Origin of the sequence: Flavisolibacter ginsengisoli DSM 18119 (genome assembly GCF_900129295.1) — a bacterium.
Lineage (GTDB): Bacteria > Bacteroidota > Bacteroidia > Chitinophagales > Chitinophagaceae > Flavisolibacter > Flavisolibacter ginsengisoli.
Genome location: NZ_FQUU01000034.1, coordinates 1 through 12,212, shown reverse-complemented (window position 1 = coordinate 12,212; position 12,212 = coordinate 1). Strand labels below are relative to the sequence as shown.

The window sequence follows — 12,212 nt, the reverse complement described above, 5'->3', positions numbered from 1 at the left end:
CTATGTCTCCGTCAAGTTCACCTCACTTTTCTTCCCACAAAATTCTTAATCTTTCTTTTTTCAGCTATTCAATATGTCAATGAACTAATTTGATCTAAAGGCCTCCGTGGTTCTGACTCCCGACTCCATTCTCTCTCCTCACTCCACAACCACCTTCACATACTCCCTCGTCCTGCTGCCCAGCAATTGAACAACATACTGTCCCTTGCCAAACACCTCCAGGTTATTAATATCAAAAGAATTCATGCCAGGCAGCAACAACACATTGCGCTGGTACACCAGTCTGCCATTCATATCCACCAGGCTCACGTTGATCTTTTCAGTGACCGAACTGCTCTTGGTGATGGTGATGAAATGCGAAGCAGGGTTAGGTCCTACCACCGTACTGCTGTACGACTGTCCACTGAGGTTTACGATGCGACTATAATGCACATTGCCATTGAGGTCAATCTGTTTGATACGGTAACAAACATTCTGTCCGTTCACCGCGTTGTCGGTAAAGGAGTAGGTGTTCGTTGTTCCTATAGCTTGCTTAAATGCAACCTGCCCTTTCACTGTGAAGTTACGGCAGTCATTACTTCTTTCCACTTCATAACGCAGCACATCCATTTCATTGGCCACGGTCCATGTCAGCAGGGCACCATTGCCATTGGGTTGAACATTCACGCTCAGGAAGCTTACAGGAAGGGAAACAGGATTGACCGTGATGCTGGCTGTGGCAAAGCTAGCCGGGCAGCCCGTTAATTTATCTGCCGTCAGCTTCAGGTTGTAAGTGGAAGCTGTATTGATCGTTTTGGTGGTCAGTGTAAAACCAGCGGTAGTGGTCATGTACTGCGAGGTAGCAAAACTGTTACCGCTATAATCCATCAGGGCATACCAGGCATTGGCGGTGACATTACTCACGGAGAAGGTTACGGTCTGCCCTGCATTGATGGTGGCCGTTGTTGGTGTGATCACTGGTGTCAGTGCAGGTGTGCAGGCAACAGTTTGTGTGGCGCAGGAAACACTTTCCGCCGCGGTGGCCGTTTTGGCCGTCACCGTCAGCACGCCGTTGTAATACAATGTATTGGCTAGCCCGGTAAAGGTATAAGTGGTAGCACCTGTCAAAGCAGTGGAAGTGGCTATCAATGCCCCGTCCTCGTACAAGCGCAGCGTACCGGTGAATGCGCTCATGTTGACCGTTACGCTGCTGCTGTTGTCAGAAGAGGCAGTGGGGAAGCTGATACTGGGACAGGTCGTTGGACCCAGCACTGTCGCCTGCGAAGAAGCCACACTGGTGCAGCCCCCTGTTGTTTGCATACAATAATAGGTCTCGGCATCAATAAGTGCCGGTGTGGTTACTGACCATGACCCAAAACTATTTACTGTGACAGGACTGCCCACCGTGGTGCCCGAAGGTGCCGTGCCTTTATACAATTGCACCGATGCACCAGGATAGGATGATGAGCCGCTCACCGTGGTTGCGCCGGCTACCAGGTTGCCCGTGGCGTTTAGAGTGATCACAGGTGGCGTAGCATAACAGCTCACGGTGAATGTGGGTGAAACCGTCATGCAGGAACTGCCTTTTTGAGAATACACCTGCAACTGGTCATTCGAATTCAGCGACAGCCCGGTAAATGTAAAGCTGGCGCCCGAAGCCGTAATACTGGTTTTGTATTGACCGTTTACATACAACCTCAGGATATCATTCAGCGCCGAACCGGTACCGCTAATGCTGGTCTGGTAAGGATAAATAGGTGTGGTCAGCGATAGTGTATTGGCTGACAGTCCCAGTATGGAGCTGCTGCCCGAAGTGATGCACTCAAACCGTGGTGCTGAAGTGCAGCTTCCATTGGAAGCCACCACCATATAGGTGCCGGCACTGAGCACAGGGCTGCCGGAGCAGCCATTGCTCATAAAGGCGAAACTGGTTGCCGTAGGGTAAGTAAGGTTGGTGACCGTACTTACCGGGTTGGATGTGGGTGAAGCGCTGGTTGTGGGCAGGTAATAAACAGTTACGGTAGTTCCCGAAGTAATGGTGCCCGAGATGCCCTTGGTGGAGGCACAGGTAAGCACCGGCGTGGCCAGTGGTGTGCTACAACCGGCAGAAATGACGTTATTCGATTGCAGGCATTCCGATTCACCGGTGGCTACCGCTTTGGCGTAAAAAAGGTCGCCGGTAGCAACCGAGGCTACCGTGATGCTCCAGGTATTGCCGGTTGTGACCGTGGTGGTACCCACTGGAGTAGGATTGTTATTCTTATATAATTTAATGGTAGCAGTTGAAGGCTTGCTGGCGTCCATCCTTGTCCAGGTGCCGGTAACGGCAATACTGTTGCCGGCTGTTATAGGACTGTTCAATGCTGGAGCTGCCGTGCAGGTAGGTCCAGCAGGGCCAAAAGGACTGAGTGAGATGATAGGCTGCGCATTGATCACTGTCATCCATGCCTCCGCGGTGCTGGCATAATTGGCATCGTTCACGCCATACACGTCTGATCGTTTACCCGTAAGGGCAGAACTGGGAGAAGTAAGGGTGGTGGCCACCATGCGCAATATCGTTGGACTCCCAATAGCGGTCAGTGGCACGTACCAGTCGTAAAAATAATCAGGGTTACTACCATCGGTGGACAGTGACACTGATATCTGCGAATTGGTACTCAGGGAATAGGAAGTAGGCGCTGGTGGTATGCCCACACCATCGATTGCATATACGGCCACCTGGTTATTGGTTTGAAAGGACACTTCGTATTCAAAACCGGGATTGCCGTTGCTGCTGCCTGAAGGAGCCACATAATTGGGATCAGCGGAACTGCCGCTGCTGCCCATCTTGCCATCGGTGTCCACCAGGATGGAGTAGGATTTGGAACCTGAGATCACATTACCCAGGCGCAGCCTGAAATAGATATTGGTAGCGTCCTTATACAGGTAAAAGCCGCTGCCATCCACACGGGTTACGATATCGGTAAAACCACCTGTAGGACCTGTTTGAAGGTCACCGGTAGGTTCCGTGATAGCTGCGGGGACAATGGTAAAAGGAACTTCACTTTGAGAAATATCGTCAGAAGTAAAGCCGGTGGTTCCGGAAGAACTATAAGCATTGCCATCAGGATTTAAAGCTGTGATGCCCGGAACAGGAAACGGGCGGATGATCAGGCCTGGCGATTGGGCATAAGCAGTCGTTATCAATAGCACACTCACCAGCAGTGAGAGTAGATTTTTCATAATCAATTAGTTTTGGAGGGTCCCGAAAGACCCCGGAAAACAACAGAATATTTTACTTAATTTCATGACATTAGGGTAAACCCTTAGTTCCGGACGTCCAGCGGGCCCAACTGTACGGTGAAACCCTTATATTATCCGTTCAAAAACAGGTATTTCACTTAGCTCACATTAGGGAAATCACTTAATTGGAGAAGATTGTTGATAATTTAAGGTGAAGTGTTGAAAAGGTTATTTCATGGAAATAAGGGCATACCATTTAAAGCTTTCTTTCCCTGAAATAAAGCAAACAGACCTCCATTCTAATAGCAGCATACCTATGCATCTCCTTGCGTAATTAGTAACGCAGAGAACACACAGAGCTTTTCGCAAAGTATCGCTAAGAAGAAAGCCGGACACTTTACACTTCGCAATCATTCCTTGTACAAGTGATGTCTTTCTTATAAATAAACACGGGGCGCTCCTGTTTAGTGTAAGCTCAATTATGCTTCAAAAACAATTCCGTCGCTCATTGTTCAGTTCAAAGATCCCGCCTTGGCGGGATGACAGAGAATCTTTGTTTACTCTGTGCAGTCAGAACTAATTTCAATCATGCAATAAATAATAAGAGTATCGAACCAAATACATCCTGCTATTATTCACCTCACGCTTTGCGTGATCATCCTGACGCAGGAAGGATCTTTGGCAAAAGCATAGGCGACCATTGAAATGGTAAAGCCTGTATGACCTAAAATCCCTAAAATCTAACGAAACGCAAAAACAGTTCAATCCTTCAAGCTGGTGCAGTGCCTCATTGCGGAAATTCGATCACCTTACCTCTAATAGTCCGAAGCGAAACCTCCGCAATGCAGCACCTTTTGTCTCTTCGCATAGCACGTGTTCAATCTAAGGCATCAAACAATCAGTTGTAAAGACCGTACAATCAAGAAAAGACTATAATCATAATGCATCAAGCCACCAATAGTAAAGACCGTTGTGTGTTGGCCTCCTTGCACTTGCGGAGCAATAGCGGCAAGGTGCCTTTTTGCCTGCCCCGACGAGCGCAGCGGAACTCGGGGGTTACTTTTTTTTGGGGCAAACAAAAAAAACGAACAAAGAACCCACCAAAGGCAACAATCATAAAATAAATCCACGCTCAATCTTAACCAATCCGTTAACCTCAGAAAAAAGACCTCAATGCCAATGGCAACATACCCATAGTTCCCCTTGCGTATTCAGTATCGCAGAGAACACAAAGATTTTCGCAGAGTATCGCAAAGATGAGAGCAGGCTCTTTACACTTTGCCGTCATTCCTGAAATAAGGGAGTCTTTCTTATAAATAAACAAGGGGCACCTATTTGTCCATATTCAATTATGCTTCAAGAAAATTCCGCCGTTCAAACAACTATCCAAAGATTCCTCGTGCCTCGGAATGACAAATCAACCAGGTTTATTTTTTTTGCAGTCAGAACTGTTCCTATGCCTTAAACCTAACGAAACGCAAAAACACTTCAATCCTTTAAGCTGGTGCAGTGCCTCATTGCGGAAATTCGATTAGTGAAACCTTTTTAGGCCGAAGCCCACCGTCCGCAATGCAGCACCTTAAGTTTCTGCGCATAGCACGTGATTGATCTTCAGTATCTAACTATATGACGTGAAGTAAATACTGTCAAGAAAAGATTGTAATCATAATGCATCAAGCCACCAATAGTAAAGACCGTTGTGCGCTGGCCCGGCAACTGCGAAGCACCTCATGAGCGCTAAAAAACAACGAAAGACCTGCGAATAAAACCCGCGGAGCGTTGGGGTTTGCCTGCCCTTTTGCCTGCCCCGACGAGCGCAGCGGAACTCGGGGGTTACTTTCTTTTGGGCAGCAAAAGAAAGTGACTCGCCGAAGGCACCAATCATAAAAAATAAAACAACCTCAATCCAATACGCTGAACAAAAAAAAGACTTCAGTGGCCAATGGCAATAGACCTATACATCTTGGCGTAATCAGTATCGCAAAGAACGCGGCGATTTTCGCAAAGTATGCAAAGATGATGGCAAGGCTCTTTACACCCTAACACCTCCCTATTCCACCAAATCAGTCTATATTTATTACTCCTCCAACCATCTCCCATGTTCAAAAAATTCCTGCTCCTGCTCACCCTTCACAGCCTGCAGGCCTGTGCCCAGCAATCCGGTTATTCAGTTGAAAAGACGTATAAGATACCGGGCCCCGGGGGATGGGATTACATCCGGATGCATAAAGGAAAGCTCTATGTCTCCCATAGTACCCAGGTCAATATAATCAATGCTGCCACCGGCGATTCCGTAGGCGTCATACCCCAAACTACAGGCGTGCACGGGATAGCCTTCGATGAGGCTTTGAACCGTTGCTATACCAGCAATGGCAGGTTGAATAATGTCACTGTATTTGACCTTGCCACCGATAAAGTGCTTACGCAGGTGCCAACGGGCAACAACCCCGACGCCATATTCTTTGAGCCCTTCACACAGACCATCATCACCTGCAATGGCAGCAGCAAAACTTTGTCACTGATCGATCCAAAGGCAGATAAGGTTATTCAAACCATCGAAGTAGGCGGCAAGCCCGAAGAAGCCGTCTCTGACGGTAAGGGTCATTTGTATGTGAACCTGGAAGATAAAAACGAAGTAGCAGCAGTTGATCTGAAAACCAATAAGGTGACAGCCCGCTGGTCCCTTGGAGCTGAAGGACCCACAGGCCTTGCCTATGACAAGGCTACTAACCGTTTATTTTCCGGCTGCGATGGTTACCTGGTGGTATTGAATGCTGAGAGTGGAAAGGTGGTGTCCAAATTGCCCATCGGCGATGGCTGTGATGGAGTGGTCTTCAACGAAGCCAAAAACCTCATTTATACTTCCAATGGTCAAAGCGGCAACCTGAGTGTGATCAGGGAAAAGGATGCCAACCATTATGCCGTGCTAGGCAACTACCCCACCAAAAGAGGCGCCCGCACCCTTTGCTTTGACGAAGCCAGTCAAACCATTTATTTACCAACAGCCGATTTTGAACCCCGTGTGGGCACTGAACGCCCTAAAATGAAGACCGGGACCTTCCAGGTGCTGGTGGTGACATATAAGGTTAAATAATTTCAATTCTCTCTCTCCTGGAAATTGAAATAGATAGTTGAAAATACCATGATTCTCTCATGGACCTAAGGACTCATTCTATAAAAGGTCTCCCTGTCCTAAATCCTTTACCATTCAACATTCCCCTCGTCCGCCGCAGCTCTAGCGAAGGAGGATTGTTCTATTGTTCTGCGGTTCCCACCCTTGTTCTATTGTTCGATATTCTCTTCCCCGGACTACCAACTACCGATTAACTCCTCCTCCTCAGAAATCCTTTTCCATCCTGTCCATCTTAGTTCTATGTTGCAAGACAATTGTGGTAACTTCATAAGGCACTCTTTCCATTTGGCTGATCATGTAAAATAAAACCAACAAGCCAGTGACCAACCTGTTTTCTTTGACACTATTTGCCTTTGTATTGTGCCATTGCGGCCAGGGAAATAATCCCTCTTCCACCAATATGTTGGCTTCAACGGATACAACAAAAATTGCAGTAGGTAAATCGCCGGGAAGTGTGGAAGTAGCAGACTTCAATAACGATACATTTCCAGACCTTGTTGTAACCAGCGAAAGCGACAGCAGTGCAACCATTTTATTAAATGATGGAAAGGGTGGTTTTACACCCTCCGCCCACTCCCCATTTTTTACAGGGCCCTCGCCAAATGATATCTGTATTGCAGACTTTAATAAAGACGGGCATCCAGACCTTGCATTTGCCAACCACGATAAAAAATATATAACTGTTTTATTGGGCGATGGAAAGGGAAATTTCAAACAGGCGACCCATTCACCATTCGCCACCGAAGGCATACCTCATGTGCATGGCATCGCATCGGGCGACTTTAATAATGATGATTGGCCTGACCTTGTTACTGAAAGTTGGGGCAACGACCAGGTGGAAGTTCTATTTGGCGACAGCACCATTAGTTTCGGAAAGCAACATAAGTTTTTTAAAGTGGGCAAGCGACCCTACCAACGGTTGAGAGCCGGTGATCTCAATGGTGACCACATACCTGATATAGTTACCACCAACACAGAAGATAATAATGTTACCATTTTACTGGCAGATGGAAAGGGTGAATTCAGTGAAGCTGTTGGATCACCTTTCGCTTGTGGAGACAATCCTTTCAATATGGCTATTGGTGATGTCAATGCTGACGGCAAACCAGATCTTGCTATTATAAATTCTCCCAGTAGCATGGCAGAAGGAAAGGGCAAAAATGGACTCACTGTTTTACTAAATGATGGACAGGGAAAATTCACCATGCTCAGGGGTTCTCCATTCCCCGCAGGACAAAATCCGAATAGGATAGCTATTGGTGATGTAAATGGTGACGGAATTAATGACATAGTTAGTTCTGACTTTGATGGCAATAAGATCTACCTGATTTTGATGGACAAGACAAAAGAAGTGAGAAGCCAAGTGATTGCTACAGGTCAACATCCCAAAGGCCTTGCCATTGCCAGGTTAAATAGTGACAATAAAGCTGATATAGTAATCTGCAATAATGCAGACAACAGCCTTACCATCATCTGGGGTAAATAACAGGATGTAGTTACCGGATGTAGTTTAGGAATGAACACTTAATTGACCTGACATCCAAACTCCAAATACCATTAACAATTGAAAATATCTTTAACGAACCCTTCATGGTTGCGGCTGGCTTTCATGACAGATAATGAGTAAGTTTGTACAAATGCATTTTGCTCACAATCATACAAATCATTATTCACCCCTTCCATTGGTGATAGACATGCGTGATTGCTATACCGGCTCTTTTCCTGAGTTTGTACCATTCTGCAGGGACATTTTTTATTTCTCCTCTTTCAAGGCCTATAAGCCGCTTGCCTGAACCTCGTTTAGCCAGTTTCCCATTTGCCATTTTCCCGATGTAATTCCAATCATCATTGGATGATCAATAATAAATTTTATTGACCAGCAAGTGATTTGGTAATCCGTTTACCATAAATAATTAACATGAGCCAGCTTCAAAAAAAGGCATCTGCCAGTAACATGATAGCAGGGATGCTGATGATCATCAACATCGTCATTATTGGTTTTGCATATACCCATAACCAAAACCTTTACTGGTGGTTACTCCTGTCATTACCCTTATTGCTGTTATGTATATGGGATATGAACCAGAAGAACCATGCGATCCTGAAAAATTTCCCGGTGATAGGGCATTTGCGCTATTTATTGGAAAGCATACGCCCGGAGCTGCGGCAATACTTTTTCGAAACCGATTTGGATGGCAAGCCATTTAATAGGCGCCAGCGATCTGTTGTTTACCAGCGATCTAAAAATGAAAAGCAAACGGTTGCCTTCGGCATGCAGGCCGATCCAACCAAACCTGGCTATGAATGGGCAGCCCATTCGGTATATCCTGTGCGTATTGATAAAAATGACCTGCGTGTATGGTTTGGCAATGGGCAATGCATGCAGCCTTACCATGCAAGCATCTATAATATCGGGGCCATGAGTTATGGAGCGCTGAGCAAAACAGCCATCGCATCATTGAATGAAGGCGCTAAACTGGGAGGCTTTGCCCACAATACAGGTGAAGGTGGTATTAGTGACTATCACCTCAAAGGAGGCGATCTTATCTGGCAGATAGGAACAGGCTATTTCGGATGTCGCGACCAGCAGGGCAATTTCAGTGCGATGGCATTTCGTAAGCAAGCCTTAAATCCTGCCATAAAAATGATTGAGCTGAAACTATCCCAGGGTGCCAAACCGGGACATGGGGGCATATTGCCTGCTAAAAAGAACACTCCTGAAATAGCTGCTATCAGGCAAGTGGTAGCCGGAACAGCCGTTCATTCACCGGGGGCGCATAGTGTATTTGATTCACCCGAAGGATTGGTGGAATTTTTACAATTGCTGCGCGAGTTAAGCGATGGGAAACCTGTGGGCTTTAAAATATGCATCGGGGACAGGGAGGAGTTCATAGACATCTGCCATGCTATCAAAACTACCGGCCTTATCCCCGATTTTATTACTGTAGATGGAGCTGAAGGCGGAACAGGTGCCGCACCGCTTGAGTTTACTGACAGCCTGGGCATGCCGTTGTATGATGCCATTGCTTTTGTAAAGCAAACATTAGATAACTATGATCTATCCGGCAGTATAAAAATCATTGCCGCAGGAAAGATCATTACAGGGTTTGATATTTTGAAAGTGTTAGCGCTGGGTGCCTCTGCCTGTTATAGTGCCAGGGGTATGATGATGGCATTGGGTTGCATACAGGCATTGATTTGCGACACAGACAGGTGCCCTGTAGGCGTGGCCACACAAAACCCTGATCTATACAAGGGACTGGATCCCCAGGTAAAGAAGGTACGGGTAGCCAATTTTCATGCAAATACCATGGGAGCCACTAAAGAGCTGATGGAAGCCTGTGGCTTTGCCGACCTGCGCAGCATCGTGCCATCCAAATTCTTCCGGCGCATCAACGAGTACCAGGTGAAAAACTTTGAACAGATCTATTTTTCAGGAAAGCAAAACAACTGGCAACAGAAATATGCTTCACAGCTCAATTGATGAATCACCCTGGGTCCCCTGCTTGTGCACATGCCCTAAAAGGGTAGACCCCGGATGGAGATGCTTTCTATTGATGCTTATCATTGCATCCGCCCGGGGTCTACCGTTGTGCGTTGGGCTCGAGTCTTGCGGGGACCCCGGGTGTTGTAAGAATTTCACCTGATGTTTACCCTTTAATACTTCTTCCAACAAAGAAATACAAACAACAGACAACAATTTTCTCATTGTCCCCGCCTGGGTTCTACTATTGTGCGTAGGGCTATAGCCTTGCGGGGACCCCGGGTATTGTATAAATAAAGCATCTATTAGTCGCCCAAAAGCAAGGTGCGAACATATCATTTTAAGTGCAACCCTATTGACAACCATCAACAGTTTACATTTTATCTTTGCGTCATAGTTTTATCATGATTACAAGGACAAAAAAGAACAATAGCCTCTTAGCCGGACTTTTGACAGCCACTGCAGCTTCACTTTGTTGCATCACACCTGTTTTAGCCTTTATAGGTGGTGCTAGTGGACTGGCTTCCTCTTTTTCATGGATCGAGCCTTTCAGACCGTACTTAATTGGATTGACAGTGTTGGTTTTTGCATTTGCCTGGTTTCAAAAGCTGAAGCCGCAAAAACATGCTGAATGCAATTGCGATACGGATAACAAGCCTTCCTTTTTACAATCCAAAACTTTTTTGAGCATTGTAACCGTTTTGGCGGGACTGCTGATTGCCTTTCCCTATTATGCACAAGCTTTTTATACAAAAGCTCACCAACCGCAAGTTGTGGCAACCAATCGTGACGATATCAAACAGGCTGAGTTTAAAATAAAAGGCATGACATGTGCAGGTTGCACTGAACACGTAAATAGCGAAATTGCAAAGCTCAAAGGTATTATTGAATATCAAACCTCTTATGAAAGAGCAATGAGCATCGTGAAGTTTGACCAGGGCAGAACATCTATTGACAGTATTGTGAAAGCTATTAACAACACAGGCTATAAAGTAATTGCTCAAGCTGTAACCAATAACTAATGCAAAACAAAGCCGCTATACTTCAATCCGTAATTACCTGCCCTGCTTGTGGACATCAGCAAGAAGAATCAATGCCAACGGACGCTTGCCAATATTTCTATGAATGCAGAAATTGCAGGATCCGGCTAAAACCAAAAGAAGGGGATTGTTGCGTATTTTGCAGTTATGGTTCTGTAAAATGTCCACCTATTCAAATGGGAACATCTTGTTGTTCATAGCCATGAAGGGTTTTTATCTAAAACTGTACTGACATATATGGCGGTGCGACGAATACTTTATCATCAACGAATTTTTTGTGACATGACATGTGAGACTTAATGCTATTAAGCTTCTTCATAAAAGTTTTACAGCACCCACCCGGAGTTTATCGTTGTGCATTTGTGCGAAAGCCTTCCGGGCATCTGGGTTGTTGTAAAATTGAACATTGCCTATTGAAGTAATAAGCAATAATAGTTATAGTTCATGATTCGACATAGTTGGTGACCTGTTCGATATTCTTGATAAATGGACTTAAAAAAACATCACAGGGAAGTACCCCTATTAGCATTGGCAGGTTGGAAGCCTATTTTTCCTCTTCAGACAGGGAGTGATGGAACTGTTTGAGGCAATGGACATTCTAAGGCCATTCAGCAGGAATGTCAACAACTACGGGCAGACTGAAGAGATGCGGAGTTTTATTTACCAGTGAAGACCTGGATGCGATGCTTTCTTTTGAAATAAATCCCCATACTCTCCAGCCTTACAGAATCGCCATAAATATTTCTTTAGCAGCCTGCAATTACTTAATTTTATAGCTGATTTGAATTTACTGAATCTGACTTCTCCACTTGGATCATTCTACCCCATCCAAACAATAATTCTGATCTTTAAAAACAATCGTGTTACCCTTTAGCCGTCCTGTATTTACTACGCGATCCGACCTCTATTATTTTTAATATGATGTTATGGATATGGCCTTATAATATAAGAGCATTTATCATTCAGATCGGGTTGATTACACGTGTATGTTATTAGCTATTCAATATCTAAAACTCGGTGATTTTCATTCAGGTTTTTAAAGGCATTTAAAATTAAACCACCCTGTAAGAATTTAATTCTCCTGCTCTAGTTGCCAAAAAAAGTAAAGCACTAGCTGATGTATTAAGCGATAGCAATTTTTTTATGGTTAAAACCTGTTTTATGAGAAAGTATTGTACTTACCTGGTAATTGTATTTACACTTTTAATTAATAAAAATGCAGCTTCTCAAATCAATTGTCCTGGTGATTTGACTTTTAGCGGAAACGTTTTGGATTGCGGAGCAGAGCTCGACCCGACATACCCTCCTTTTGACAATATTTCTCCAGCCGCAAGCAGCATTACCTACAGCTTTT

At 45.2% G+C, this 12,212-nt stretch carries 8 protein-coding genes; 6 read left to right on the top strand and 2 right to left on the bottom strand.

What is annotated here, in order from left to right:
* Positions 1-138: 138 nt before the first annotated feature.
* Positions 139-3,201 carry a T9SS type A sorting domain-containing protein gene (locus BUA53_RS20540; RefSeq protein ID WP_072837274.1) on the bottom strand — a complete coding sequence of 1,021 codons (3,063 nt, stop codon included), beginning with the start codon at positions 3,199-3,201 and terminating at the stop codon, positions 139-141.
* 2,098 nt (positions 3,202-5,299) lie between these two features.
* On the opposite strand from BUA53_RS20540, the gene BUA53_RS20535 reads away from it, so the two are divergent.
* The gene (locus BUA53_RS20535) at positions 5,300-6,295 is read left to right on the top strand and encodes a YncE family protein (RefSeq protein WP_072837273.1); all 996 of its coding nucleotides are present in this window, start codon (positions 5,300-5,302) and stop codon (positions 6,293-6,295) included.
* 358 nt (positions 6,296-6,653) lie between these two features.
* Positions 6,654-7,820, top strand: coding sequence for an FG-GAP repeat domain-containing protein (locus BUA53_RS20525; protein ID WP_139256538.1), 1,167 nt, complete (start codon positions 6,654-6,656; stop codon positions 7,818-7,820).
* Between the two features lie 184 nt (positions 7,821-8,004).
* On the opposite strand, the gene BUA53_RS21365 is transcribed toward BUA53_RS20525, so the two are convergent.
* Positions 8,005-8,157: a hypothetical protein gene (locus BUA53_RS21365; RefSeq protein WP_175546131.1), complete on the bottom strand. Its 153-nt coding sequence runs from the start codon at positions 8,155-8,157 to the stop codon at positions 8,005-8,007.
* 95 nt (positions 8,158-8,252) lie between these two features.
* Between BUA53_RS21365 and BUA53_RS20520 the strand changes: the two genes are divergently transcribed.
* The 4 genes from BUA53_RS20520 to BUA53_RS20500 form a co-directional block, all read left to right on the top strand.
* Positions 8,253-9,818 carry an FMN-binding glutamate synthase family protein gene (locus BUA53_RS20520; RefSeq protein ID WP_084080316.1) on the top strand — a complete coding sequence of 522 codons (1,566 nt, stop codon included), beginning with the start codon at positions 8,253-8,255 and terminating at the stop codon, positions 9,816-9,818.
* A gap of 404 nt (positions 9,819-10,222) precedes the next feature.
* A complete protein-coding gene (gene merTP / locus BUA53_RS20510) occupies positions 10,223-10,840 on the top strand; it encodes a mercuric transport protein MerTP (RefSeq protein WP_072837269.1) in 618 nt (205 codons plus the stop codon).
* Positions 10,840-11,058, top strand: coding sequence for a GDCCVxC domain-containing (seleno)protein (locus BUA53_RS21725; RefSeq protein ID WP_072837268.1), 219 nt, complete (start codon positions 10,840-10,842; stop codon positions 11,056-11,058). Before merTP ends, BUA53_RS21725 begins: the two co-directional genes overlap by 1 nt.
* A gap of 961 nt (positions 11,059-12,019) precedes the next feature.
* The coding region (locus BUA53_RS20500; protein ID WP_139256537.1) for a hypothetical protein at positions 12,020-12,212 on the top strand (193 nt) is incomplete at its 3' end.

Coding starts and splice junctions, on each gene's coding strand:
- BUA53_RS20540 (WP_072837274.1), bottom strand. CDS start 3,201: ATGAAAAATCTACTCTCACTGCTGGTGAGTGTGCTATTGATAACGACT.
- BUA53_RS20535 (WP_072837273.1), top strand. CDS start 5,300: ATGTTCAAAAAATTCCTGCTCCTGCTCACCCTTCACAGCCTGCAGGCC.
- BUA53_RS21365 (WP_175546131.1), bottom strand. CDS start 8,157: ATGGCAAATGGGAAACTGGCTAAACGAGGTTCAGGCAAGCGGCTTATA.
- BUA53_RS20520 (WP_084080316.1), top strand. CDS start 8,253: ATGAGCCAGCTTCAAAAAAAGGCATCTGCCAGTAACATGATAGCAGGG.
- merTP (WP_072837269.1), top strand. CDS start 10,223: ATGATTACAAGGACAAAAAAGAACAATAGCCTCTTAGCCGGACTTTTG.
- BUA53_RS21725 (WP_072837268.1), top strand. CDS start 10,840: ATGCAAAACAAAGCCGCTATACTTCAATCCGTAATTACCTGCCCTGCT.